The following is a 24990-nucleotide window of genomic DNA, read 5'->3' as shown; positions in this document are numbered from 1 at the left end:
ACGGTCCGGTGATCACCCGGCCCGTCCCGCGGCGCGCGAGCACCGCGACCGCGTCATGACCGCCACCGTACGACAGGAGAGACAATGGGTGGCACCCACGGGGGCGAACTCCTCGCAATCAGCGACCTGCATGTGGCCTATTCGGAGAACCGGGCGATCGTGGAGCGGCTGCGGCCCGGCTCCGACGACGACTGGCTGATCGTCGCGGGGGACGTCGGCGAGGTCTTCTCCGAGATCGAGGAGGTCCTCGGCCTGCTGAGCGAGCGTTTCGCCAAAGTCATCTGGTCACCGGGAAACCACGAGCTGTGGACCCATCCCAAGGACCCCTTGGAAGTCCGGGGGGTGGCGCGCTACGAGGCGCTGGTGGAGATGTGCCGGGCGAAGGGCATCGTCACCCCCGAGGACCCCTACCCGCTCTGGGAAGGCATCGGCGGGCCGCTGGTCATCGCCCCGCTGTTCCTGCTCTACGACTACACCTTCCGCCTCGACGGCATGGCCACCAAGGAGGCCGCGCTGGCCCACGCCCATGAGGTGGGCGTGGTCTGCACCGACGAGCACTTCCTGCACCCCGACCCCTACCCCACCCGCGACGCGTGGTGCCGGGCCCGGGTGGCCGAGACCGAGGCCCGGCTGGCGGCCGTCGATCCGGGGCTGCGGACCGTGCTCATCAACCACTGGCCGATGACCCGGCTGCCCACCCGGGTGCTGCGCTACCCCGACTTCGCGCTGTGGTGCGGCACCGAGCTGACCGCCGACTGGCATGTGCGGTTCCGGGCCGAGACGGTCGTCTACGGCCATCTGCACATCCCCCGGACCACGGTGGAGGACGGGGTGAAGTTCCAGGAGGTCTCGGTCGGCTACCCCCGGGAGTGGAAGGCCCACGGCCGGCTGCCGGAGGACCCGCTGCGCCGGATCCTCCCGGTGCCGGTGCCGTAGGGGTCGCACGGCGTCCGACGGGCTCACGGTCTCCGGCGGGCCCGGGGCGTCCGGTGGGCTCGGCGTGTTTTTTGGTGGGCTCGCGAGGTCCGGTGGGGTCGGGGCGTCCGGTGGGCTCGGGGTCTCTTTCGGGGGCTCAGGGGGTCGGTGGCCTCCGGGCGTCTTGACGGGCCCGGAGGGCGGCGCCGTACGGTCTCGGCTGTGAACCCTGTCGAGGCGTTCCTTCCCGAGACCTACACCGCCGGTGTCCCCTACGCGCTCTTCGCCGAACTGCGCGCCACCCGCCCGGTCTGCCGGATCGAGGAGCCCGCGGTCGGGGCCTGGCCGGCCGGCCCCGGCTTCTGGGCGGTGTTCCGGCACGCCGACGTCAAACACGTCCTGCGCACCCCCGAGGTCTTCTCCTCCCACCTCGGGGCCACCCAGATCCGCGACCCCGACACCCCCGCCGATCTGGAGTTCGTGCGGGCGATGATGCTCAACCAGGACCCGCCCGACCACTCCCGCAGCCGCCGCATCGTCGCCGCGGCCTTCACCCCGCGCGCGGTACGGGAGCTGGAGGAGGTCATCGAGGAGCGCGCGGCGGCGCTCGTGGACTCCGTGGCCGGGCGCGGCGAGGCCGACTTCGTCGAGCTCGCCGCCGATCTGCCGGTCTGGACCCTCGCCCATGTGATGGGCATCCCCGAGGGCGACCGGCGGCTGCTCTTCGACTGGGCCGGCAGGGTCATCGGCTACCAGGACGCCGACTACGCCGGATCGTCCACCGCGGCCCTCGAGGAGCTGAGCCCCATGGGGCGCGCCGCCCTCGCCCGCCGACCGGCCCCGGCGGCGCGACGCCCCGACGGCCGGCCGATGAACCCGCGTTCCCGCGAGGCCCTGGCCGATATGTTCGCCTACGCCCACGCGCTCGCCGAGCGGCCCCGTCCGGGCAGTGTGATGGCGCGGATGCGGGAGGGCGGGCTGAGCCGGGACGAGTTCGAGAACATGTTCTTCCTCTTCGCCGTGGCGGGCAACGAGACCCTGCGCAACGGCATCCCCGGCGGGCTGCTCACCCTGCTCGACCACCCCGAGAGCCTGCGGCTGCTGCGCGACCGGCCCGAGCTGACCGGCCCCGCGGTGGAGGAGATGCTGCGCTTCTGGCCGCCCGTCATCGACTTCCGGCGCACCGCCATCCGCGATGTGGAACTGGGCGGGCAGCTCATCCGCCGCGGTGAGAAGGTCGTCGTCTTCCACGCCTCGGCCAACCGCGACGAAACCGTCTTCACCGACCCCGACCGGTTCGACATCACCCGCGCCCCCAACGACCATCTGAGCTTCGGCTTCGGACCGCATGTCTGCCTGGGCGCGCGTCTGGCCCGCGTCCAGATGCGGGCCATGCTGCGCGCCGCCCTGGACCGGCTGCCGGGGCTGCACCGGGCGGGCGACCCGGTGCGGCTCACCTCCAACTTCCAGAACGGGCTCAAGACCCTCCCCGTGCGCTGGGGAACAGATCGGTGAAGGCCGTGGTCGAATCGCCGACGGACCGGCCGAAGGGTGCGTCGAAGTCCCACACCAGGAAGAGCAGGAAGACGATGAGCGCGGTGAACATCACCGCGAGCATCAGCTCCCGGGGCGAGCGGCGGATCTGCAGGGTGAAGACCAGCCCGACCACCAGCGCCGCGCCCAGCACCAGGCCGAACCAGACCAGATGGGGCATCGTGGGCCCCGCGCTCTGCTGCCGGGCGTTCCGCGCGTCGTCCACGGCGGCCACCTGATCCACCATCGGCTGGTACGCCTGCGACTGGAGATCGCTGTGCGGTGTCGCGAAGGTGACGTCGTGGCGCAGGGTCTTCAGCAGCTCGCCGCCGCGGTCGGTGAGCTCGCCCTTGTCGATCATCACCTTGAACTCCGTGTGCACCACATGGCGCACATACGCGTCCACGTCCTCGCGGATGCGGTCGCGCACCGGGCCGGGGTAGACGCTCGCCCGCTCGGCCACCTCGTGCAGCGCCTGTGCCTCCGTACGGACCCCGTCCTGCGCGGCGGAGCGGGCCTCCCAGACGCCGGCGATCGCCAGGCCCAGCACGATCGCGTAGACCACGCCGATCATCATGATCATGTAGTCGAGGACATCGGGGGTCTCGTCCGGATCGTCCTCGTCCCCGAGCCGGCGGGCGTTGAGGACCGCCCCGGTGATCACGACCGCACAGGTCCCGGCCATCACCAGGGCCATAATCAGCCATTCGGGCATGCATAACCTCCCAAGCGGTTCGACAGTGAGCCGTCAGCCGCGCCGCCCGCCGCGCCCGGCGGAGCGCGAACGCGGACGGAGTGCGGCGGCCGCGAGGACCGCGGGCGCGGTGAGCAGCAGGGTGAAGGTGACCAGGGAGGTGCCGTTGTCGGGCTTCTGGCGCGTGGGCTTCTGATACGCGTGCACCTCGACGGCACGGGTCCTGGTCGGTGTGGGAACCGGCGTGGGGGGTGAGGCCGGAGGCTTGGTACGCGGAGGCGGAGGCGGAGGCGGGGGCGGGGGCGGCAGCGGAAGCGCGGGCTCGGCTGTGGGCCCCGGCGTGGGAAGCCGCGGAGAGGGCGTGGGGGAGGGGACCCGCGGCGTCCGGGTGGGTGTGGGAGTGGGACTCGGGGTCCGCGTGGGCGTGGGCGTCGGGGTCGGCGTGGCGGACGGGCTGGGGGTGGGCGTCGGGGTCGGGGTCGGCGTCGGGGTGGGCGTAGGAGTCGGCGTGGGCGTCGGGGTCGGCGTAGGTGTGGGGGTCGGCGTGGGCTTCGGCTTGTGGCACCAGCCGTAGTGGGCGAAGAAGCCGACCGGGCCCGCCGAGGCGGCGACGCAGACGCACAGCCCCGGACCGATCCGGATCCTCACCCAGACATGCGGTCCCTGGTGCGGGCCCCCGGGCTCGGGCCGGGCGCCCGCCGTCGGCCGTGGGGACGCGGACGCGGTCGCCGGACCGTCACCGTCCTGGTCGGCCAGGGCTGTCGCCCCCGCCGAGGCGAGAACAAGGGCAGTGGTCAGGACCCCCGCACGCCATACGCGCTGCCATCGCTTCACGAGGAGATGTTCCGCCGAACGGACGCCCGCCAGCTGTGTGAGTACCGGGATTCCCCCGAATAGGGGAATGGACCCGGACATTGGCGCTTCGAGGTTTACCGGAGGACATTCACCTCATGGCGTTCAGCTCTCCCTGGGACGGGTCACGCCCCTGGTCACAGCCGGCCGAAGCTCCCATGCCGGCCCGCGCCCGCCGCGAACCGCGCCGCGCCGTCCAGCCCCTCGGCCAGCGTGGCCTGACCGTGACGCAGCTCCCGCGCCATGGCCTCGTCCTCCGGCAGTCCCTCCTGGTCCAGCAGCGAGGCCCGGTCCGAGCGCAGACACAGCTGCGGGAAGCCGGCGATCCGGGCCGCCAGCCGCTCCGCCTCCACGCGCGCCCGCCCCGGCGGTACGAGGCGGTTGGCGAGCCCGATGGCGTACGCCTCGTCGGCCGGTACCGGCCGCCCCGTCAGCACCAGGTCCATCGCCCGGCTCGAGCCGATCAGCCGTGGCAGCCGTACCGTTCCGCCGTCGATCAGCGGGACGCCCCAGCGGCGGCAGAACACCCCGAAGACCGCGTCCTCCTCGGCGACGCGCAGATCGCACCAGAGCGCCAACTCCAGCCCGCCCGCCACGGCGTGGCCGCTGATCGCGGCGATCACCGGCTTGGACAGCCGTAGCCGGGTGGGCCCCATCGGGCCGTCGCCGTCCTCGGCCACCCGGTTGCCGCGCGCCGTGCCGACCGCCTTCAGATCGGCGCCGGAGCAGAAGGTGCCGCCCTCGCCCCACAGCACCGCGACCCGCGCCTGAGGGTCGGCGTCGAAGGCGCGGAAGGCGTCGGCCAGCGCCGTGGCGGTCGCGCCGTCGACCGCGTTGCGCACCCCGGGGCGGGAGAGCACGACCGTGGTGACCGGGCCCTCCCGCTCCGTGCGAACCGTAAGGGGCGCACCGGCCGTGTCCACGGCTTCGGCTTCCGTCGCTTCCCCCGCGCCGTCCGTGGGCGTCACCGCGCGTCCTTCGGGCGGGCGCGCTCCAGGATCGGGCCGGTGTCCGTACCGGGCGGCAGGGTGCCGAAGGCATGCCCCCAGTCCCCGTCGAGCCGCGAGGCGCAGAACGCGTCCGCGACCGCCGGGTGGCTGTACCGCACCAGCAGGCTGCCCTGCAGCACCAGCGTCATCTGCTCGGCCAGCCGGCGCGCCAGCAGCTGTGCCCGCTCGGGGTCGGCGAGCTGCGGCAGCAGCCCGCGCAGCCGGTCCACGGCCGCGTCCAGCCGCGCGTCGGCCCCGGCCGCGGCGTCCACCTCGGTCAGGAACGCCTCCAGCGCACCCGACTCCCGGCTCAGCGCGCGCAGCACATCGAGCGCCGCAACATTCCCCGAGCCCTCCCAGATCGACAGCAGCGGAGCCTCGCGATACAGGCGCGGCATGCCGGACTCCTCCACATAGCCGTTGCCGCCCAGGCACTCCAGGGCTTCGGCGGCGTGGGTGGAGCCGCGCTTGCACACCCAGTACTTGCTCACCGCGAGCCCCAGCCTGCGCAGCGCCGCCTCGCCCTCGTCCCCGGCCTCCGCGCGGTCCAGGGCGGTCGCGAGCCGCATCGCGAGCGTGGTGGCCGCCTCCGACTCCACCGCCAGATCGCCGAGCACATTGCGCATCAGCGGCTGGTCGACCAGCTCGGCGCCGAAGGCCCGGCGGTGCTCGGCGTGGTGCAGCGCCTGCCGCAGCCCGGCCCGCATGCCCGCCGCCGAGCCGATGACACAGTCCAGCCGGGTGACGTTGACCATCTCCACGATGGTCCGCACCCCGCGGCCCGGTTCGCCGACCCGCCAGGCCATGGCGGACTCGTACTCGATCTCGGCCGACGCGTTCGAGCGATTGCCCAGCTTGTTCTTGAGCCGCATCAGCCGCAGCGGGTTGCGGCCGCCGTCCGGCAGCACCCGGGGCACCAGGAAGCAGGTGAGCCCCTCCTCCGTCTGGGCCAGCGTCAGGAAGACATCGCTCATCGGCGCGGAGGTGAACCACTTGTGGCCGGTGAGGACGTAGTGACCGGCGCCGTCCGGCACGGCCTGGGTGGTGTTGGCGCGGACGTCCGAGCCGCCCTGCTTCTCCGTCATCGACATGCCCGCGATCAGGCCCCGCTTGGCGAGCGGCGGCCGCAGTCCGAAGTCGTAGGTGCGGGCGGCCAGCAGCGGTTCGTACACGGCGGCGAGCTCCGGTTCCGCGCGCAGCGCCGGGACCGCGGCGTACGTCATGGAGATCGGGCAGCCATGGCCGGGCTCGGCCTGCGCGAAGGCGTAGAACTTGGCCGCGCGCACCAGATGGGCGCCCGGGCGGCTCTCGCTCCACGCCGCCGCGTGCTGGCCGCTTTGCACGGCGACGTCCATCAGCTGGTGGTAGGCGGGGTGGTACTCGACCTCGTCGATGCGATGGCCGTGACGGTCGTGGGTGTGCAGCACCGGAGGGTGCTCCTCGGCCATCCGCGCCCAGTCCTGGACCTCCGCGGAACCGGCCCGCGCGCCCAGGTCCCGCACCTCCTGCTCGCCCCAGCCGCCGCCGTCCCGCCGCAGGGCCTCCAGCAGGGCGGGGTCGTCCGCCGTGCTGAAGCCGACGAGCGGCGGGGCCTGGTTGAGGACCTCGTGCGTAGCGCTCATGGCAGACATCTCCTCGTTCGCGGCGGTCTCCCGGGGCCGGGCGGCCGATGGGCGGCCTTACACTTCCATCATGCGCGATGGAGAACTGTAATGGATAGGGTTTCGCGTAACCATGGACGACACCGGCACTGACACCGACACCGGAACGCTCACCCTGCGGCCGCTGACCGCACGCTCGATCGTGCTCAGCACCCTGCTGGGCCATCACCCGCCCCAGCTGCCCGCCCGCGCGCTGGTACGCGTCGGCGCGCTCTTCGGCACCGCCGAGGGCACCATCCGGGTCGCGCTCACCCGGATGGTCGCGGCCGGTGACCTGGAGCAGAGCGACGGCGCCTACCGGCTCACCGACCGCCTGCTGGCCCGCCAGGCGCGGCAGGACGACAGCCGCGCCCCCCGCACCCGGCGCTGGGACGGCGGCTGGGAGATCGCGATCGTCACCTCCGACCGGCGCGAGGCGGCCGAGCGCGCCGCCCTCCGCCAGGCCATGGCCGCCCTGCGCCTGGCCGAACTGCGCGAGGGCACCTGGATGCGCCCCGCCAATCTCGTCCATCCCCGGCCGGACGTCGCCGCGGAGCAGTGCGGCTGGTTCACCGGCGCGCCGGAGGGCGATCCGGCCGAGCTCGCCGCGCGCCTATGGGACCTGGACGGCTGGGCCCGCCAGGCCAGGCTGCTCGGCGCGGCGCTGGCCGACGCGGAGGAACCGGCCGACCGGTTCACCGTCGCCGCCGCGGCCCTCCGGCACCTCCTCGCCGACCCCGTCCTCCCCGCGCGGCTGCTGCCGGAGGACTGGCCGGGTGCCGAGCTGCGGCGCCGCTATGACGGGTTCGAACGGGACTTCCGGGCATGGCTGCCGCGGTACGCGGGTGGCGGCTGAGCCGTGGCGGCGTGTCCGTCGCCCCTTGGGCGCCGCACCCTCGGCTACGCCGACTCGCGGATCACCAACTCCGTGGGCAACACCAGCGCCGGTTCGATCGTCTCCCCACCCGTCAGGCGCAGCAGCTGACGGGCCAGCCGGCGGCCGATGCCGCCGATCGGCTGGCGCACGGTGGTCAGCGGGGGTTCGGTGTAGCGCGCGGGCTCGATGTCGTCGAAGCCGACCACCGCCACGTCGTCCGGCACCCGGCGGCCGGTCTGGCGCAGCGCCCGCAGCACCCCGATCGCCATCAGGTCGGAGGCCACGAACACCCCGTCCAGCCGCGGCTCCCGGTCCAGCAGCTCCCGCATCGCGACCGCCCCGGACTCCTGGGTGAAGTCACCGAACCCGACGTACGCCTCCAGCCGCGCCGCGGACAGCGCCGTCCGGTAGCCCGAGAGCCGGTCGATCCCGGCCACCATGTCCTGGGGGCCCGCGACCGTGGCGATACGGGTGCGCCCGGAGCGGACCAGATGTTCCACGGCCAGCGCCGCGCCCGCCGCGTTGTCCACCCCTACGTACGGCGGCGAGGCCGGGCTCAGCACCCGCTCGTTGCAGACCACGGGGATGCCCATGCGGGCCAGTGCGGCCGGGAGCGGATCGGGGCCGTGCATCGAGGCGACCATGACCCCGTCGACATGGCGGGCCAGGGCGAAGCGCTCGATGCGGTCACGGCTGGCGGGGGAGCGGGCCATCATCAGCACCAGCTGCTTGTCCGCGGACTCCAGCTCCTGGCTCACCCCGCGCACCACGCCCGGGAAGAAGCGGTCGTCGGAGAAGACCCGGCCCGGCTCCTCGGGGAGCACCAGCGCGAAGGAGTCGGTGCGCTGGGTGACCAGGCTGCGGGCGGCCTGGTTGGGGATGTAGCCCAGCTCCTGGATGGCGTCCAGCACCGCCTCCCGGCTCTCCTCGGCGACCTTGGTGGAGCCGTTGACGACACGGGAGACGGTGGCGCGCGAGACTCCCGCGCGCCGCGCCACGCTCTCCAGGGTGGGCCGGGGACGGTGCATCCGCGCATACCTCGCTGTGTGCTCACTGATGGTCGCTACAGCATGGATCAAGACCGGTCAGGGCGCGAGAACGCGGGCGCGGCAGATCGACGGAGAGCCCCAGGCGGAGCGCAGGGCGCGGGCCTTGCGGATCCACAGCGAGAGGTCGTACTCGTCGGTGTAGCCGAGCGCGCCGTGCAGTTGGAGGGCGGTGCGCGCCGCTGTGTACGCGGCCTCGCCGGCGGCCACCTTCGCCGCGGCGACCTCCGCCCGGGCCTCGCGCGCGGGCCCCGACGCACTCGACGCCAGGGCCACCGCGGCCCCGTACAGCAGCGGCCGGGCGAACTCCAGTCCGATGAGCGCGTCCGCCAGCCGGTGCTTCACCGCCTGGAAGGAGCCGATCGGGCGGCCGAACTGGGTGCGCTGCCCGGCGTACGCCGCGGTGCGCTCCACCAGCGCGAGCCCGGTGCCCAGGGACAGCGCGGCCGTGGCGAAGGCGGCCCAGTCGGCGGCGTGCGCGGCGGCAGCGGCCACGGCCGGGCCCCGGGCCAGCAGTTCGCCACCCGGCAGCGGCCGGGCCAGCCGGCGGCCCGGGTCGAACGAGGGCTGGACCGGCCCGTGCCCGGGGGCCAGCCACAGCTCCTCGCCCTGGACGGCGAGGACGGTGCCGGCGGCGTCCGCGTCGAGCGCGTACGGGCCTCCGTCGGGCGCCGCCAGCGTCACCAGCGCCCGCCCGTCGGCGATCCGGGGCAGCCAGTACTCGGCCGCCCGAACGGTCCGTGCCGTGCCGCCCTCGGCGAGCGCGGCCAGCAGTACCGCGGCGGCGGCCGTCTCGGCCAGGGGCCCCGGCACGGCGTGCCGCCCCGCCGCGACATACGCCACGGCCAACTCGACCGGCAGCGGCCCGACCCCCTCGTACGCCTCCGATACGGCCAGTCCGGTCACCCCGGCTTCGGCGAGCCGCCCCCATACCGCGCGCCCCGGCGCATGCTCCCCGCGCGCCCACGCCCGGACGGCGTGCGGCGTATCGGCCGCGCCGAGCATCCGGTCCACGGTGCGGCCGAAGTCCGTCTGCGCCTGATCGAGCATGAACCTCATCCGGGGATCCCCTCGTCAGCCACTGGGCCTGTCACCAGCCACTGGTTCGCCGGCCGCTGAGTTCGTCACCGGGGCCTCACCGGCGCCCCTTCGGCAGGCCCAGCAGCCGCTCGGCGATGATGTCGCGCTGGATCTCGTTGGTGCCCGCGTAGACCGGGCCCGCGAGGGCGAAGGTGTAGCCGTCGGACCAAGCGCCGGGCGCGGCGGGGTCTTCGGCGGCGTCGGACAGTTCGCCGTAGGGGCCCAGCAGGTCCAGGGCCGTCTCGTGGAGGGCGATGTCCAGCTCCGACCAGAAGACCTTGTTCAGGCTGGACTCGGCGCCGAGGGAGCCCCCGGCGGCCAGCCGGGAGGCGCCCCCGTAGGCGAAGAGCTCGTACGCGCGGGCGCGGATCACCGCGTCGGCGACCCGGTCGTGCAGCGAGGCGGCCGTCTCGTCGTCGGGCCCGGCCGCGCGCTCCCGCCACAGCGCCACCAGCCGCCGCGCCGCCGCGGTGAACCGACCGGGGCTGCGCAGGGTCAGCCCGCGTTCGTTGCCCGCCGTGCTCATCGCGATGCGCCAGCCCTGCCCCGGCTCGCCGATGACGTCCTCGTCGGGCACGAACACCTCGTCCAGGAAGAGCTCGGCGAAGGCGGGCTTGCCGTCGAGGCGGCCGATGGGGCGCACGGACACACCGGGCGCGTCCAGGGCGAACATCAGATACGTCAGCCCCCGGTGCGGTGCGTCCGCCGCCGGATCGCTGCGGAACAGGCCGAAGGCCCGGTCGGCGAAGGCCGCCCGGGACGACCAGGTCTTCTGTCCGGTCAGCAGCCAGCCGCCATCGGTGCGGCGGGCGGTGGAGCGCAGCGAGGCGAGGTCGGAGCCCGACTCCGGTTCGGACCACGCCTGGGCCCAGATCGTCTCGCCGCGCGCCATCGGCGGCAGGATCCGGGCGCGCTGCCCGGCGTTGCCGTGCTCGAAGAGGGTGGGGGCGAGCAGGCTGATCCCGTTCTGGCTCACCCGGCCGGGGGCGCCCGCCGCGTAGTACTCCTCCTCGAACAGCAGCCATTCGACCACCGAGGCGCCCCGGCCGCCGTACTCCTCGGGCCAGGTCACCGCCGACCAACGGTCCGCCGCGAGGGTGCGCTCCCAGGCGCGGTGCGCCGCGAACCCCTCGGCGGTCTCCAGGGAGGGCAGGGGAGCGGGGGGCGTGTGCGCGGTCAGCCACCGCCGGGCCTCGGCCCGGAACGCCGTCTGCCGCTCGGTGAGATCGAGGTCCACCGCCGCGTCACCTTCCCCGGTCCCGATCGACCTTCCCTAACAAGTGTTTGGTAGGTTACCGTGGCGTCGTGACGGACAACAAGGCGCCGTACGTCCCCGGCCACGGCCTCCTCACCGGCCGCACGGCCGTCATCACCGCTGCCGCGGGCGCCGGCATCGGGGGCGCCACGGCCCGGCGGTTCCTGGAGGAGGGCGCGCGGGTCGTCCTCGGCGACGCCCATGGGCGCCGGCTCGAGGAGACGGTGGCCGCGCTCGCCGAGGAGTTCGGCGAGGAGCGGGTCGCCGGACGCGTCAGCGATGTCACCGACGAGGCCCAGATCACCGCGCTGTACGACCTCGCCGAGGAGCGCCACGGACGGCTGGACGCCGTGGTCAACAACGCCGGTCTCGGCGGCACCGCCCTGCTGACCGAGATGACCGACGAGCAGTGGGACAAGGTCATCGACGTCACCCTGACCGGCACCTTCCGCTGCACCCGCGCCGCGCTGCGCCGGATGAAGGCCGGCGGCCACGGCGGGGTGGTGGTCAACAACGCCTCGGTCGTCGGCTGGCGCGCCCAGGCCGGCCAGGCCCACTACGCGGCGGCCAAGGCGGGCGTCATGGCGCTCACCCGCTGCGCCGCGGTCGAGGCCGCCGCGTACCGGGTGCGGGTCAACGCGGTCTCGCCGAGCCTGGCCATGCATCCGCATCTGGTGAAGGTCACCACCCCCGAACTGCTGGCCGCGCTCACCGAGCGCGAGGCGTTCGGCCGGTACGCCGAGCCCTGGGAGGTGGCCAACGTCATCGTCTTCCTGGCCAGCGGCTATTCGTCGTACATGACCGGCGAGACGGTGTCCGTGAGCAGCCAGCACGCATGAGGCGAGAATGAGAACGTGCCGAATTCCACCCGGACCCGCGCTTCCACCGGAAACAGTGCGAAGAAGAGCGAGAAGAAGACGACCGTGAGCCCGTCCCCCGAACGACGGCGCGAACTGCTCTCGACCGCGGCGGAGGTCTTCGCCGCCCAGGGGTACAACGCGACCACCGTCCGCCGGATCGCGGACGAGGCGGGGATGCTCGCGGGCAGCCTCTATTACCACTTCGACTCCAAGGAGTCGATGGTCGACGAGATCCTCTCCACCTTCCTGGACGAGCTCTGGGCCGGCTACGAGGCGGTGCTCGGCGCCGGACTCGGCCCCCGGGAGACCGTCGAGGCACTCGTCACCGAGTCCTTCCGGGAGATCGACCGGCACCGCGCCGCCGTCGCGATCTACCAGAAGGAGTCCAAGCACCTGTCCGCCCAGCCGCGCTTCGGCTATCTCGCCGAGTCGCAGCGGAGGTTCGAGCGGGCCTGGCTGGGCGCGCTGGAGCGCGGAGTGGCCGAGGGGGTCTTCCGCGCCGACCTCGACATCCGGCTGGCGTACCGCTTTCTGCGCGACACCGTATGGGTCGCCGCCTCGTGGTACCGGCCGGGCGGACAGCACAGCCCCGAGGAGATCGCCCGCCAGTACCTGTCGATGGTGCTGGACGGCATCACTCCCCGAGAAGGGCAAGAGCGGCAAGAACAGCGAGAGCGACAAGAACGGCGAGGACGACCGTAAGACCGTCATGACGTGAGGGAACTCAAGGAGCTGACATGCCCGAGGCATACATCGTCGAAGCGGTGAGGACGCCGGTGGGGCGGCGGAAGGGCGGGCTCTCCGCCGTCCACCCCGCCGACCTCGGCGCACACGTCCTGCGCACGCTGATGGAGCGCTCGGGCGCCGATCCGGCCGCCGTCGAGGACGTCGTCTTCGGCTGTCTGGACACCGTGGGCCCGCAGGCCGGGGACATCGCGCGCACCTGCTGGCTGGCCGCCGGGCTCCCGGAGGAGGTCCCGGGCGTGACCGTCGACCGGCAGTGCGGCTCCTCGCAGCAGGCCCTGCACTTCGCCGCGCAGGCGGTGCTCTCCGGCACCCAGGACCTGGTGGTCGCGGGCGGGGTGCAGAACATGTCGATGGTGCCCATCGGCTTCGCCAGCCGCCAGGCCACCGAGCCCCTGGGGCTGACCGAAGGCCCCTTCGCGGGCTCGGAGGGTTGGCGGGCGCGCTACGGCGACCGGCCGGTCAGCCAGTTCTACGGAGCCGAGCTGATAGCCGAGAAGTGGGGCATCACCCGCGAGGCCATGGAGGAGTTCGCCCTGGGATCGCACCGGCGGGCGCTGCGCGCGATGGACGAGGGCCGCTTCGACCGCGAGGTCGTCCCGTTCGGGGACGTCCGGATGGACGAGGGCCCGCGCCGGGACACCAGCCTGGAGAAGATGGCCGCCCTCAAGCCGCTCATGGAGGGCGGCCGGATCACCGCCGCGCTCGCCTCGCAGGTCTCCGACGGCGCCGCCGCCCTGCTGATCGCCTCCGAACAGGCCGTACGGGAGCACGGCTTGACCCCGCGCGCCCGGGTGCACCATCTGTCGGTACGCGGCGAGGACCCGATCCGGATGCTGTCCGCGCCCATCCCGGCGACCGCGCACGCACTGAAGAAGTCCGGCTTGACCATCGGCGACATCGACCTGGTCGAGATCAACGAGGCGTTCGCCCCCGTCGTCCTGGCCTGGCTGAAGGAGACCGGCGCCGACCCCGAACGGGTCAACGTCAACGGGGGCGCCATCGCCCTGGGCCACCCCCTCGGCGCCACCGGCACCAAGCTGATGACCACGCTCCTGCACGGACTGGAGCGCACCGGCGGCCGGTACGGGCTGCAGACGATGTGTGAGGGGGGCGGGCAGGCCAACGTCACGATCGTCGAGCGGCTGTAGGCGTCCTGGCCACCGGCTCGACGGACGGAGTCCGGCGCAGGCACCCGAAGCCCGTGAGGCCCCCGGGGCCGAGCGGTGTGAGGGGGCCGTGGAGGTGGCGGTCGATGTGTGAGGGGGGCGGGCAGGCCAACGTCACGATCGTCGAGCGGCTGTAGAGCCCCCGGTCGCTGACGAGCACTCCGACCGGACGCCTTCCCGTGGCGGCCGCATGCGGCCCCACGGATGATGGTGCTGCTCCGAGGGCCCGACCGAAGCCGGGAGGACAGTGGCATGGCGTGCGGATCGACCAAGCTCTGGAACGGCGAGGCCACCTGGTTCTGTTGTGGCAACGCCTGGGGTCCGTGCGCCTCGGCGGGCGGCGGCGCGTGCGGCACCTGCCGCTCCAGCGCCCTGCAGGCGGCCTGGCCCAACGCCTCCAAGGCGTGCTGGGACATCACCCGGCCGGACCTGTGCGGCGAGGACATACCCCGGCGCGGCTGCGGCTCCGTGATGAAGGTGCGCCACGACTGCTCGGGCGCGAGCGTCTGTGTCACCGTCAGCGACTGCGGCCCGCGCACCCGCAGCTTCTGCTCCGAGTCCACCTGCTGCGACGGGGTCTGCCGCACCAACCGCGTCATCGACCTCACCCCCGCCGCCTTCTCCGCCATCGGCAGTCTGAGCTCCGGCACCCTGCCGGTCTCCATCTTCGAATGAGGCGGGCCCGGCCATGAGCGCGTACCGAACCGGCGACCCCCTCGACCGCCGTCGCTTCCTCACCGCCGCCGCCCTCCGCGGCGCCACCGTCATCGGCACGGGAGCCCTGAGCGCGGGAGCCCTGAGCACAGGAGTCCTCGGCACCGGAGTCATCGGGGCGACCGCCCTGGGCGCCGTGGACGCCGACGCCGCCTTCGCCGCGCCCATCCGCCCCCTGGACCCCGCGGTCGCCGAGAGCGCCTTCGCCGAGGGGCGGATCACCGCGATCAACCACGACGTCCTGGAGGTCGCGGGTTCCTACGGCGACCACTCCCGGGTGCGGGTCACGAACGCCACCAGCGTCTGGAAGGCCCGGGCCACCACCGCGGACGACATCGAGACCGGCGACGGGCTCTACGCCCGCGGCCTCCCCCTGCCCGACGGCACCCTCGCCGCCGACGCGGTGTGGGTCAACATCGTGAACCTCCACGCCACCATCCGCGGTATCGAGAGGACCCGGCTGCATCTCGCCCACGGGCAGCACGAGATCGTCGGCCACCTCATGGCGCAGACCACCAGCGCCTCGTACGGCGACGCCTCGCCGACCGCCGATCTGTCCCGGCTCTCCATCGGGCAGAGCGCCCAGGTCCTGGGCGCGTGGCGGCCCTCCGACGGCTCCGTGGACCTCGTGCGGGTCGCGGTCGCGCCCGGTGCGGGGAGACGGCGGTGAGCGCCCTGGTCTGCGCCCTGGCCCCGCTGGTGCTCGCCGGGGTGCTCGGACCGGCCGGGGCGGGCAAGCTGTTCGGCCGGGGCACCGCCCGGCAGGCGCCCCGTACCGCGCTCGCCCGGCTGCTGCGCGACGGCGGCCGGGCCGCGCTCGTCCTGCGCGCCCTCGGCGCGGTCGAACTCCTCCTCGCCGCCGCACTGCTGGCGCCGCCCGCCACCCCGCTCCCGGGAGCGGGGGCCGCCCTCCTCGGCGCGGGCTTCCTCGGCTATCTCGGCTATGCCCGCGCCGCCGCGCCCGGCTCCTCCTGCGGCTGTACGGCACGTCAGGACGCCCCCCTCACCTGGCGCGCCTTCGCCCGCGCCGCCGCGGTTCTCGCGGGCGGGGTCGCGGCGGCCCCGGCCCAGCAGTCCTGGTGGACCGCGGCGGCCCGCCGTCCGGCCGCGGCGCTGTGTCTGGTCCTGGCCGCGGCGGCGGTTCTGACGGCCCTGTCCGCCGATCCGGACCGCCGCTGGCGGATGCCGCTGCGCCGGCTGCGACTGCGGATCACCGGACACCCGCTCGCCGCGACCGGAGCCCCGGCGGTGGTCCCGCTCGGCGCGCCCGGAGCCCCGGCGGTGGTCCCGCTCGGCGCGCCCGGAGCCCCGGCGGTGGTCCCGCTCGGCGCGCCCGGAGCCCCGGCGGTGGTCCCGCTCGGCGCGCCCGGAACCCCGGCGGCGGTCCCGGTCGCCGCGACCGTCGAACTGCTGGAGCGCTCGCGCGCCTGGCAGAGCGCCTCCCGCGTGGTGCGCTCCGCGCTGCTGGACCACTGGGACGACGGCGGCTGGCGCATCCTCCAGTTCGCCGGGGTGCACGGCGGCGGCACGGCCGCCAGGCCCGTTCTGGTGCTCTTCGCGGTGGACGCCGCGGCCAGCCTGGACACGGTGCGCGAGCCCGCCGTCCGGGTCAGCGTCATCGACGCGGACAGCGGGGCCCCGGTCACGGCCACGGCGTGAGAGGCCGGCGCTCGGCGGGTAATCTGAATCAAACGAAGACTTCCTGGACAAAAAGATCGATCCGCGGGGCGTCCAGCGCAGATGGGTGCCGAGGCGTACAAGGCATGGATGGACAAGCCCGACCGAGACCCGTACCGACCGACACCCCTGCCGAGGGGGGCCCGTGGCGCGCGCGCCGCCCGGCGCGCGTTCCCGCCTGCCGGGGGCTGAGCCGGTGGCGCCGGTAGGGGAGTGGGTGTATGTCCGAGCATCGGTCCGCGTCCGGCTCCCGGGGGCCCAGATGGTGGCGGCGGCTGGAGGACGCGTTCCACCGCTCCGCGATCGGACGCGGATGGCGGCGGGGCAGTGAGTTCGAGCTGCTGCACCGCGCGATGGGCTTCGCCGCCCTGGGCTTTCTCACCCTGGTGCCCCTGCTGATCGTGGTCGCGGCGGCCGATCCGGTGAACCGGCTCGGGTTCGCCCAATGGCTGGCCGAGGGCCTCGGCCTGTCCTCGACCTCACGGGACGAGGTGCAGGAGCTGTTCGCCCCGCCCAAACAGGCGCTGGAGTCCACCACCGCCTTCGGTCTGGCCACGCTGGCCGTCTTCAGCCTGCGCTTCGGCACGGTGCTCCAGGTCGGCTACGAGAAGGTGTGGGAGCTTCCGGCCGGCCGCTGGCACACCGCCTGGCGCCATCTGGTGTGGTTCGTCGTGCTGATCTGCTATCTGCTGCTCTCCGCCCATCTGGAGCCCGGCTTCTCGCGGGTGCTGGTGGGGGTGCTGGGCACGGTGCTGTTCTTCTGGTGGTCGCAGCGGCTGCTGCTGGGCGGGCGGATCAGTTGGGGCGCCCTGCTCCCCGGCGCGCTGGCCACCGGCGTCGGGCTGCTGGGGCTGCGGGTCTTCTCCCAGCTGGTGTTCTCCCCGCTGATCGCCTCCAACGCCGTCTCCTACGGTCCGGTCGGCACCGTCCTGGTCGTCCAGTCCTGGCTGGTCGGCGTCGGATTCGTGGTCTTCGGCGGCGCGCTGCTGGGCCGGGTGCTGTACGAGGAGTATCTGCGGATGGTGGCCTGGCGCCGCAAGCGGCGGCGCGACCGGCCCAAGCCACCCCCACCGGCGGAGTGAAGGCGCCCCCACCGGCGGACTGACACCCCGGCCGACGATCACCCGGGCGTGGCCCGCGGCCCCGGTGCGACGCGTTCCCGACGGCGGCCGCTTCCATGATCGTCGGGCCCGGGGCCGCACCCGAAACGCCGTCGCCCCGGGCCGGGCGCGCCTGGCATGCTGGCGGTGTGAACGGACCCGAGATCCACCTCAGCCTCGCCCCTGAACTGCGATTCTTCGCCGTCCCGGAGCGGCGCCGCCCCTGGACGGCCGTGGTCACCGACGGCGCCTCCACCCTCGGCCATGTCGTGGAGTCGCTCGGGGTCCCGCTCACCGAGGTCGGCCGGCTGGTGGTGAACGGCGAGGAGACCGCCGTCTCGCATGTGCCGGGCGCGGGGGAGACCGTGGAGGTCCATCCGGTCGTCCGCCCGCAGCGGGTGCCGGGCGCGCCGCTGCGCTTCCTGCTCGATGTGCACCTGGGCACGCTCGCGCGCCGGCTGCGGCTGCTGGGCGTGGACGCCGCGTACGAGAGCGAGGACATCGGCGACCCCGAGCTGGCCGCGCGCTCCGCCGCCCAGCGCCGGGTGCTGCTCTCCCGCGACCGGGGGCTGCTGCGCCGCCGTGAGCTGTGGGCCGGGGCGTATGTCTACAGCGACCGCCCCGATGAGCAACTCCGGGACGTCCTCGGCCGGTTCGCCCCGGGCCTGGCGCCCTGGACCCGCTGCACCGCCTGCAACGGCCCGCTGGAGGACGCCGACAAGGAGTCGGTCCGGGAGCTGCTCCAGCACGGCACCCGGCGCACCTACGAGGTCTTCGCCCGCTGCACCGTCTGTGAGCGGGTCTACTGGCGCGGTGCCCACCACGCCCGGCTGGAGGCCATCGTGACCGGGGCGATGAGCGAGTTCGGCGACGCCCGGGCCGCCCTGTCCTGAGCCGGGCCGCCCTGTCCTGAGCCGAGCCTCCGGACAGGGCGCCCGGTCCCGGACGCGCGCTCAGGACACGTCGTCCAGGAGGGCCTCCGGAATCGTGGTGTGGAAGGCCGGATGGGCGTGCAGCCGCCGCACATAGCCGCGCAGCCGCCCATGGCGGGAGACCCGCTGGGCCGCGTCGGCGTCCAGGTGGAGCCGGTGCTCGGTGTCGAGCTGGACGAGGGCCACCCACAGGTCCACATCGGCGGCGGTCAGCTCGTCGCCCAGTGCGTACGGCGCGGTCGCCAGCCTGCGGTCGAGCCGGCCGAGGGCGGTCAGCAGCCGCTCCAGCGCCGCGTCCCGGCACTCCGCCCCGGGCGCCGTCCCGGCCTGCCGGGCGGCGTGGGTGATGTCCTCGTCGAGGTGTTCCCGGAGGGCGTCGATGTCCGCGGCGCGGGGCGCCGGGCGCAGCCGGGGACGCCCCGGTCCGCCGCCGTCGCTCAGATGGCCGGCGAGGTCGCGCAGGATGTCGGGCGTGTGGTTGCTGACGACACGTCCGGTCCAGCCGTCGCACAGCGCGGGCGCGTCCACCGGTCCGCCGTAGCGGTGCCAGGTGGCCTCGTAGGCCCCGCGCAGTGCGGCGAACGCTTCGGGGGTGTCGTCCGGGAGGCCGACGAGGGTGGTGGCGACGGTGTCCCGCAGTCCGAGCAGATCGAGGGTGATGGAGACGCGCAGCGAGAGCGGACAGCTCGCGGAGAGATAGAGCCGATAGCGATGCGGCACCGGATAGAAGCCACCGGCGAGGTCGACGCCGATGCGGCTGCGGAAACGGTGCGGCGCGGCGGGCGGGGCGATCCGGGGGTGGGGTGAGCACGGGTCGGGGTCGAGAAGCGCGGCAGGACCTGAACTGACCGGAAACGTCTCGGACATGGCTCTCCAAGGCAAGGACGGAGCCCCCGGCCCGCCGGTCCGGGCGGCGCCGATGGCACAACGGAAGGGAAGCCCGCGCGGCGCGTTCGCCGGGCCGGTGCCGGGACAGCCCCGACTCCGGCGCGCCGGGCCGCGCTCGGTGACCGCGTCGATTCAGCCGGCTGGACTGGCGGCGCTGCAGACGCGCAGCAGGTCGATGTGCAGACGCCTGGTCAGCAGATGGCGACGGAGGAGCGGGGACCACGGCCGGGGACGCCGACGGGCGCCGCCCCCGTCGCTGTCGGTCCTGGGCATCTCACCGGTCCCATCATCGGGGGCTCGCGAGGCAGCGAGACCGCGCTTGTCCCGTCCACGCCGACGGAACCTGGTCGTCACCCGGGGGCACCCCGTCGCGGGAGAAGGGTTGCCTGTCAGCGAGCCGGGGCCGATGACCCATCCGAGCGGGGATTCCGCACGGTGGGCGCTGACCATCGTGACCGTCCCTGACAGTGTCGTCGCGCTCCGCGAGGGCGTCAACCCATGCCCAAGTGGCCAACGCGGGCCGCGGGCACGGTGGATACCGGCTCACCGGCTCGCTGGATACCTGCTCACCGGCTCGGTGGATGCCGGCTCGGAGGCACGGTGGACACCCGCTCAGCGGAACGGCCGCCGTGCGCCGCCGATGGCCCGCTCGACGAGGACCATGGCCGCGTCGTCCGCCAGCCGTCCCTCGGCATGCCGGACCAGGGCGTGGCGCAGCCGGTCCAGGTACTCGCCCGGGGTGGCGCCGTCCAGCGTCTCCATGGTCCGGTGCAGCGGAAAGAACTCGTTGTAGTGGTTGCGGGCCTCGACCACGCCGTCGGTGTGCAGCAACAGCCGGTCACCGGGCAGGAACGGAAAGGTCTCGACGCAGATCGGGGGAGGGCTGAGGAACTCCTCCAGGCCGAGCGGCGGCAGCGGGCGCGCCGGGTCCAGGGAACGCACCTTGCGCTCGCGCATCACCAGGGGCGGCGGATGGCCGCGGTTGATCAGCTCGACCAGCGACTCGTCCGACACCTGGGCGAGGAGGACGGTGACGAACTGCTCCTCCAGCTCCTGCGGGTCCTGGAGCTGGGAGCGGTCCAGCAGCTCGTACTCGCGCCCCAGCGCGGCCGCACAGCGGTGCATCACCTCGGCCAGGTCCTGCTCGTAGTGCACCGCCTCCCGGAAGGCGCCCACCACGGCCGCGGCGGACCGCACCGCGGCCAGCCCCTTTCCCCGCACATCGCCGACGATCAGCCGCACTCCGTAGCGGGTGCACATCGCCTCGTAGAGGTCCCCGCCGATCTGCGCTCCGCGCTCGGCCGCCATATAGACGCTGGCGGTGTTCACGATACCGATCCGGGCGGGCAGCGGCCGCAGCACCACGTTCTGGGACACCTCGGCGATCCGGCGGACATGAGCCAGCTCGCGGTCCCGGCGCACCCGCACCGCGCTGGTCGCCACGCTCGCCACCGCCACCACCAGCAGGGCCAGCAGATTCGCGTACACCATCTCGCTGCCCCACACGCCGTTGTGGGTGGCGGTGATCGCGCTCACCGCGGTGGCCAGCAGCGCCACACCGCCGGTGCCGAACGGCCCCATGGTCACCGCCGCCAGCGCCGGCGCCGGGGAGAGCAGGGGGCCGGTGTAGACGGTGTGCGCGGGGGAGAGCTCGATGCTGAGCACCGCCGCCAGGACCAGGAACGGCAGACACCGTGTGACCGCGAACAGCGTATGGCTGCGACCGCTCGCCCCCGGGGCGAAGCGCATGAATCGCATAACTTGGACCTTATCCGATGAAAGCCGCCAAAGGGGTGATTCTCCACAACGCGCGACGGAGGCCCCGGGCGTAGCCTGACGCTATGCCCGAGCTACCGGATGTCGAGGGGTTCCGGCGGACGCTGGCCTCCTGCGCCCAGGGCCACCGCGTCGAGCGGGCGGAGGTGGCCGACGCGGGCGTGCTGCACGGGGTGACCGCGCAGCGGCTGAAGCGCGATCTCAAGGGCCGCCGCTTCGCCGCGCCGCGCCGCCACGGCAAGTGGCTGATCGCCCCCACCGACGGGCCCACGGTGGTGCTGCACTTCGGCATGACCGGGCGGCTGGTCTGCGGGGCGGACTCCGAACCGGCCGGCCGGTTCGAGCGCGTCGCCTTCGACCTCGACGACGGCCACCGCCTCGGCTACGAGGACCAGCGCAAACTCCAGGGCATCTGGCTCGCCGCCACCGACGCCGACGTCGACCGGATCCTCGGCGATCAGGGCCCGGACGCGCTCTCCCTGAGCCGGGCCGATCTCGACCGGCTGCTGGCGGGGCGGCGCGGACGCCTCAAGGCCACCCTGACCGACCAGGCCGTGATCGCCGGACTCGGCAACCTGCTCGGCGACGAGATCCTGTGGCGGGCCCGGATCCATCCGCGGCGGCCGGCCAACGCGCTGAGCGACGACGAGCGCGACCGGCTCCACACCGCGATCCGCGAGGTGCTGCGCGCCTCGGTGCGGGCGGGGCGGGTGCCGGACGACCCGGACTGGCTCACCGGACAGCGCGACGACCCGGACCCGCACTGCCCCCGCTGCGGCCATCCGCTGCGCCGCGGCCGGATCGCGGGACGGACCAGCCTGTGGTGCCCCCACTGCCAGCCGGACGGCGACTGACGCCCGCCCGGGGCGACCCGCGGCCCGCCCGGCGCCCCCGCGCCCGATCGATCAGGACATCCACGCCTTGTACGACATCACGTCGCCCGCCTTCAGCCGGTACTCCGGATCGTCCCGGGTGACGGTCTCCTCGACGTCCAGCACGCTGCCGTCGTCCGGATCGAGGACGATCAGCTCCCGCATCCCGGCGGAAGCCGGGGTGAAGCGGAACGCCTGCCCCTCCCGGCCGAGCCGGTCGGTGACCTTGCCCGCCGGGCGCAGCCCCTCGATCCGGGACAGCAGGGTGACGATGTCCGCCCGCTGGCGCGGACCGGGAGTCCACACCGCGAGGAACGACTCGATGGCCGAGATCAGCTCCGCCGGGTCGTCGTCCGCGCCCGGGGACCAGACGGCGAGATAGGCGCGCAGTGCCGAGGCCCCGGCCGGAGGATCCTCGAAGTAGCTCTCGTTGGCGCCGTCGATACCGGCCGGATACTTCTCCTCGCTCAGCACCTTGCCGTCGTGGACCGCACGGGGCGGCGTACCGTCGGCGATCACCGGGCGGCCCGGGTGGCGCGGATCGGTGGCCACCTCCAGCGAGAAACCGCTGCCGTCCGCGTTCCACCGGGTCAGCGACTCCCGGGGCAGCGTCACCGGATCCTCGCCCGACTTCATGCTCAGCGCCCAGCTCCGGAAATGGCTGCCCCGCTCGCTCTTCCCCGGGGACTCCTCGGCCGCCGTCCGCGCCCGCCGGACGATCTCGGCGAGCGATACGTCCGCCCGGGAGGCATGCGCCACCAGCGGCACCGGTCTGGACGCGGCCACCGCGGAGGAAGGAGTGCCCGAGACGGTCAGGGCGAGGGCGAGGACCGTCGCGGCCGCCGCGGCTTCCAGGCTCCAGATCACGCGTCGGACGGTACGGCGCCCCCGGTCCTGGGACGGCAGCCGCCGCAGCAGCAGCTCGGCGCGCGCGTTCAGCGGCCGGTCCCGCCAGGGGCCGGTGTCGGCGGACACGGGGTCGGCCTCGCGGAGCAGATCCAGTTCGTCGGTCATGCGTGTCCATCCTCGTGGGCCTGGTCGGCCCGGTCAGCGCTGTGGGCCTTGTCGCCCTTGCCGCTCGTGCACCCCACTGAGACCCGGTCGTCCCGGCGCAGGGTCTCTATCTGCTCCCGCAGCCGCCGCCGCGCCCGGTGCAGCCGCATCGCCGCGGCGGACCGGCCGCACCCCAGCACGGTGCCGAGCTCTTCGACGGTCAGCTCCTCCCAGGTCGTCAGCCGCAGCACCTCCTGGTCGGCCTCGGCGAGCCGGGACAGCGCCTCCAGCACCCAGGAGCCCGGCCGCTCCGCGTCCGGGCTCGCCACGGTGCGCCCCTCGCGCGTCACCTCGTGATGTCCCAGCCTGGCCAGCAGTCTGCGGTAACGGCCCTTGCCGCGCACGGCGTTGGCCAGGCAGTGCCGGGCCACCCCGTACAGCCACGGCAGGGGTGACTCGGGCAGTTCGGCCCGGCGCCGCCAGGCCACCGAGAACACCTCGGCGACCACTTCCTCGACCTCCCATGCCTGGCCGTCCAGCCGCCGTGCCACAAATCGGCTGACCGCCCAGTAATGCTCACGGTAGGCGTCGTCGAAGGCGTCGTCGGTGCTCATGATCCGAAGGTGTCCGGCACGCCTCGGATCATCACACCCCGGAGCGGGAAATCTTGACCGGCCGTCCGAGTGACGATCCACGGGGTGCCGGACACCTTCGGATCATGAGGAACAACACCGTTGTCGCGGCGGCGCCGGCCGCCCCGCCGTCGCGCCGCCCCGGGCCAGGGGCTACGGCCGTGAAATGGCTGACCACCACCGATCACAAGACGATCGGCACGCTCTACCTGATCACCTCGTTCGCCTTCTTCTGCATCGGCGGGGTGATGGCGCTGCTGATGCGCGCCGAACTGGCCCGGCCGGGTCTGCAGATCATGTCGAACGAGCAGTTCAACCAGGCGTTCACCATGCATGGCACGATCATGCTGCTGATGTTCGCCACCCCGCTGTTCGCGGGCTTCGCCAACTGGATCATGCCGCTGCAGATCGGTGCGCCCGATGTGGCGTTCCCGCGGCTGAACATGTTCGCGTACTGGCTGTACCTCTTCGGCTCGCTGATCGCGGTGGGCGGGTTCCTGACCCCGCAGGGCGCGGCCGACTTCGGCTGGTTCGCCTACTCCCCGCTGTCGGACGCGGTGCGCTCACCGGGGGTGGGCGCGGACATGTGGATCATGGGTCTGGCCCTCTCCGGCTTCGGCACCATCCTGGGCTCGGTCAACTTCATCACCACGATCATCTGCATGCGCGCACCGGGCATGACGATGTTCCGCATGCCGATCTTCACCTGGAATGTGCTGTTGACCGGAGTGCTGGTGCTGCTCGCCTTCCCGGTGCTCGCGGCCGCGCTGTTCGCCCTGGAGGCGGACCGCCAATTCGGCGCGCAGGTCTTCGACGCGGCCAATGGCGGTGCGCTGCTCTGGCAGCACCTCTTCTGGTTCTTCGGCCATCCGGAGGTCTATATCATCGCCCTGCCGTTCTTCGGCATCATCTCCGAGGTCATTCCGGTCTTCTCCCGGAAGCCGATGTTCGGCTATATCTCGCTCATCGCGGCGACGATTTCCATAGCGGGCCTTTCGGTCACCGTCTGGGCGCACCACATGTATGTCACCGGCGGTGTGCTGCTGCCGTTCTTCTCCTTCATGACGTTCCTGATCGCGGTGCCGACCGGTATCAAGTTCTTCAACTGGATCGGCACGATGTGGAAGGGGTCGCTGAGCTTCGAGACCCCGATGCTCTGGGCGATCGGCTTCCTGATCACCTTCGTCTTCGGTGGTCTGACCGGCGTGATCCTGGCCTCGCCGCCGATGGACTTCCACGTCTCGGACACCTACTTCGTGGTGGCCCACTTCCACTACGTCATCTTCGGCACCGTGGTCTTCGCGATGTTCGCCGGATTCCACTTCTGGTGGCCCAAGTTCACCGGCAAGATGCTCGACGAGCGGCTTGGGAAGATCACCTTCTGGACCCTCTTCCTCGGCTTCCACGGCACGTTCCTGGTGCAGCACTGGCTGGGCGCCGAGGGAATGCTCCGCAGAATTCCCGACTATCTGGCGGCCGACGGCTTCACCACCCTGAACACCATCTCGACCATCAGCTCCTTCGTCCTCGGCCTGTCGTTCCTGCCGTTCCTCTACAACGTCTGGAAGACTGCCAAGTACGGCGAGAAGATCGTCACCGACGACCCCTGGGGATATGGCCGTTCCCTGGAATGGGCGACCTCCTGCCCGCCGCCGCGCCATAACTTCGTCAGCCTGCCGAAGATCCGTTCCGAATCCCCCGCGTTCGATCTGCACCATCCCGATGTCGGCCAGAAGGAGAGTGTGGCGTGAG

General features: G+C 73.2%; 25 protein-coding genes and 1 riboswitch. Of the genes, 14 read left to right on the top strand and 11 right to left on the bottom strand.

Translation table 11 applies throughout. The features are described from left to right. Nucleotides 1–84 precede the first annotated feature (84 nt). Together J8403_RS04765 and J8403_RS04760 are read left to right on the top strand one after the other, a co-directional pair. Entirely contained in the window at nucleotides 85–936 is an 852-nt protein-coding gene (locus tag J8403_RS04765; RefSeq protein WP_059148448.1) for a metallophosphoesterase family protein, read from the top strand. A 201-nt stretch (nucleotides 937–1137) separates the two neighbouring features. Beyond that, complete coding sequence (locus tag J8403_RS04760; protein WP_211122019.1) at nucleotides 1138–2430, top strand: cytochrome P450; 1293 nt, start codon at nucleotides 1138–1140, stop codon at nucleotides 2428–2430. Here the strand turns inward: J8403_RS04760 and J8403_RS04755 are convergent. After that, complete coding sequence (locus J8403_RS04755) at nucleotides 2393–3163, bottom strand: bestrophin-like domain (protein WP_211122018.1); 771 nt, start codon at nucleotides 3161–3163, stop codon at nucleotides 2393–2395. The two genes, J8403_RS04760 and J8403_RS04755, sit on opposite strands and share 38 nt — an antisense overlap. Before the next feature lie 33 nt (nucleotides 3164–3196). Further along, nucleotides 3197–3349, bottom strand: coding sequence for a hypothetical protein (locus J8403_RS04750; RefSeq protein ID WP_211122017.1), 153 nt, complete (start codon nucleotides 3347–3349; stop codon nucleotides 3197–3199). A gap of 154 nt (nucleotides 3350–3503) precedes the next feature. On the opposite strand from J8403_RS04750, the gene J8403_RS04745 reads away from it, so the two are divergent. After that, a complete protein-coding gene (locus J8403_RS04745; RefSeq protein WP_210566629.1) occupies nucleotides 3504–3716 on the top strand; it encodes a hypothetical protein in 213 nt (70 codons plus the stop codon). A gap of 415 nt (nucleotides 3717–4131) precedes the next feature. Here J8403_RS04745 and J8403_RS04740 read toward each other — a convergent pair whose 3' ends face one another. Further along, complete coding sequence (locus J8403_RS04740; RefSeq protein ID WP_211128080.1) at nucleotides 4132–4917, bottom strand: crotonase/enoyl-CoA hydratase family protein; 786 nt, start codon at nucleotides 4915–4917, stop codon at nucleotides 4132–4134. Between the two features lie 41 nt (nucleotides 4918–4958). Further along, nucleotides 4959–6605 (bottom strand): acyl-CoA dehydrogenase family protein, encoded by a 1647-nt coding sequence (locus J8403_RS04735; RefSeq protein ID WP_211122016.1) that lies wholly within the window; start codon nucleotides 6603–6605, stop codon nucleotides 4959–4961. A gap of 112 nt (nucleotides 6606–6717) precedes the next feature. Between J8403_RS04735 and J8403_RS04730 the strand changes: the two genes are divergently transcribed. Then, on the top strand, nucleotides 6718–7479 hold the full coding sequence (locus tag J8403_RS04730; RefSeq protein ID WP_211122015.1) for a PaaX family transcriptional regulator C-terminal domain-containing protein: 762 nt from the start codon (nucleotides 6718–6720) through the stop codon (nucleotides 7477–7479). A gap of 44 nt (nucleotides 7480–7523) precedes the next feature. Here the strand turns inward: J8403_RS04730 and J8403_RS04725 are convergent, their stop codons facing one another. The 3 genes from J8403_RS04725 to J8403_RS04715 form a co-directional block, all read right to left on the bottom strand. After that, the gene (locus J8403_RS04725) at nucleotides 7524–8528 is read right to left on the bottom strand and encodes a LacI family DNA-binding transcriptional regulator (RefSeq protein WP_211122014.1); all 1005 of its coding nucleotides are present in this window, start codon (nucleotides 8526–8528) and stop codon (nucleotides 7524–7526) included. A gap of 57 nt (nucleotides 8529–8585) precedes the next feature. After that, the gene (locus J8403_RS04720; RefSeq protein WP_211122013.1) at nucleotides 8586–9605 is read right to left on the bottom strand and encodes an acyl-CoA dehydrogenase family protein; all 1020 of its coding nucleotides are present in this window, start codon (nucleotides 9603–9605) and stop codon (nucleotides 8586–8588) included. A gap of 76 nt (nucleotides 9606–9681) precedes the next feature. Continuing rightward, nucleotides 9682–10863, bottom strand: coding sequence for an acyl-CoA dehydrogenase family protein (locus J8403_RS04715; protein WP_211122012.1), 1182 nt, complete (start codon nucleotides 10861–10863; stop codon nucleotides 9682–9684). A gap of 68 nt (nucleotides 10864–10931) precedes the next feature. On the opposite strand from J8403_RS04715, the gene J8403_RS04710 reads away from it, so the two are divergent. The 8 genes from J8403_RS04710 to J8403_RS04675 all read left to right on the top strand — a co-directional run bounded on the left by J8403_RS04710 (nucleotide 10932) and on the right by J8403_RS04675 (nucleotide 18038). After that, entirely contained in the window at nucleotides 10932–11720 is a 789-nt protein-coding gene (locus J8403_RS04710) for an SDR family oxidoreductase (protein ID WP_211122011.1), read from the top strand. 15 nt (nucleotides 11721–11735) lie between these two features. Then, nucleotides 11736–12443 (top strand): TetR/AcrR family transcriptional regulator, encoded by a 708-nt coding sequence (locus tag J8403_RS04705; protein ID WP_281427899.1) that lies wholly within the window; start codon nucleotides 11736–11738, stop codon nucleotides 12441–12443. A 35-nt stretch (nucleotides 12444–12478) separates the two neighbouring features. Beyond that, entirely contained in the window at nucleotides 12479–13636 is a 1158-nt protein-coding gene (locus J8403_RS04700; protein WP_211122010.1) for an acetyl-CoA C-acetyltransferase, read from the top strand. 270 nt (nucleotides 13637–13906) lie between these two features. Next, nucleotides 13907–14329 (top strand): septal ring lytic transglycosylase RlpA family protein, encoded by a 423-nt coding sequence (locus tag J8403_RS04695; protein ID WP_059144671.1) that lies wholly within the window; start codon nucleotides 13907–13909, stop codon nucleotides 14327–14329. A gap of 13 nt (nucleotides 14330–14342) precedes the next feature. Beyond that, nucleotides 14343–15038, top strand: a complete 696-nt coding sequence (locus J8403_RS04690; protein ID WP_211122009.1) for a cell wall protein — start codon at nucleotides 14343–14345, stop codon at nucleotides 15036–15038. Next, nucleotides 15035–16027 carry a MauE/DoxX family redox-associated membrane protein gene (locus J8403_RS04685; protein ID WP_211122008.1) on the top strand — a complete coding sequence of 331 codons (993 nt, stop codon included), beginning with the start codon at nucleotides 15035–15037 and terminating at the stop codon, nucleotides 16025–16027. Before J8403_RS04690 ends, J8403_RS04685 begins: the two co-directional genes overlap by 4 nt. Nucleotides 16028–16266: 239 nt before the next feature. After that, the gene (locus J8403_RS04680; protein WP_211122007.1) at nucleotides 16267–17127 is read left to right on the top strand and encodes a YihY/virulence factor BrkB family protein; all 861 of its coding nucleotides are present in this window, start codon (nucleotides 16267–16269) and stop codon (nucleotides 17125–17127) included. 167 nt (nucleotides 17128–17294) lie between these two features. After that, nucleotides 17295–18038 carry a Mut7-C RNAse domain-containing protein gene (locus J8403_RS04675; protein WP_211122006.1) on the top strand — a complete coding sequence of 248 codons (744 nt, stop codon included), beginning with the start codon at nucleotides 17295–17297 and terminating at the stop codon, nucleotides 18036–18038. A 60-nt stretch (nucleotides 18039–18098) separates the two neighbouring features. Here the strand turns inward: J8403_RS04675 and J8403_RS04670 are convergent, their stop codons facing one another. Both J8403_RS04670 and J8403_RS04665 read right to left on the bottom strand, forming a co-directional pair. After that, the gene (locus tag J8403_RS04670; protein WP_211122005.1) at nucleotides 18099–18944 is read right to left on the bottom strand and encodes a glutathione S-transferase C-terminal domain-containing protein; all 846 of its coding nucleotides are present in this window, start codon (nucleotides 18942–18944) and stop codon (nucleotides 18099–18101) included. A 331-nt stretch (nucleotides 18945–19275) separates the two neighbouring features. After that, nucleotides 19276–19422: riboswitch (SAM riboswitch) on the bottom strand. Nucleotides 19423–19577: 155 nt separating this feature from the next. Next, complete coding sequence (locus J8403_RS04665) at nucleotides 19578–20723, bottom strand: PP2C family protein-serine/threonine phosphatase (RefSeq protein ID WP_211122004.1); 1146 nt, start codon at nucleotides 20721–20723, stop codon at nucleotides 19578–19580. Nucleotides 20724–20806: 83 nt separating this feature from the next. Here J8403_RS04665 and J8403_RS04660 point away from each other — a divergent pair, with 83 nt between their 5' ends. Beyond that, nucleotides 20807–21595, top strand: a complete 789-nt coding sequence (locus tag J8403_RS04660) for an Fpg/Nei family DNA glycosylase (protein ID WP_211122003.1) — start codon at nucleotides 20807–20809, stop codon at nucleotides 21593–21595. Nucleotides 21596–21646: 51 nt separating this feature from the next. On the opposite strand, the gene J8403_RS04655 is transcribed toward J8403_RS04660, so the two are convergent. Next, nucleotides 21647–22627, bottom strand: coding sequence for a CU044_5270 family protein (locus J8403_RS04655; protein WP_211122002.1), 981 nt, complete (start codon nucleotides 22625–22627; stop codon nucleotides 21647–21649). Further along, nucleotides 22624–23220 (bottom strand): RNA polymerase sigma factor, encoded by a 597-nt coding sequence (locus J8403_RS04650; protein WP_211122001.1) that lies wholly within the window; start codon nucleotides 23218–23220, stop codon nucleotides 22624–22626. The genes J8403_RS04655 and J8403_RS04650 overlap by 4 nt, the downstream gene beginning before the upstream one ends. A gap of 104 nt (nucleotides 23221–23324) precedes the next feature. Here J8403_RS04650 and ctaD point away from each other — a divergent pair, with 104 nt between their 5' ends. Further along, the gene (ctaD, locus tag J8403_RS04645) at nucleotides 23325–24989 is read left to right on the top strand and encodes an aa3-type cytochrome oxidase subunit I (protein WP_211122000.1); all 1665 of its coding nucleotides are present in this window, start codon (nucleotides 23325–23327) and stop codon (nucleotides 24987–24989) included. The last annotated feature ends 1 nt before the right edge of the window (nucleotide 24990 follow it).

Source organism: Streptomyces yatensis (genome assembly GCF_018069625.1).
GTDB classification, from domain to species: domain Bacteria; phylum Actinomycetota; class Actinomycetes; order Streptomycetales; family Streptomycetaceae; genus Streptomyces; species Streptomyces yatensis.
Note: the sequence above shows the minus strand (reverse complement) of the source record. Positions and strands in the feature narration are given on the sequence as shown.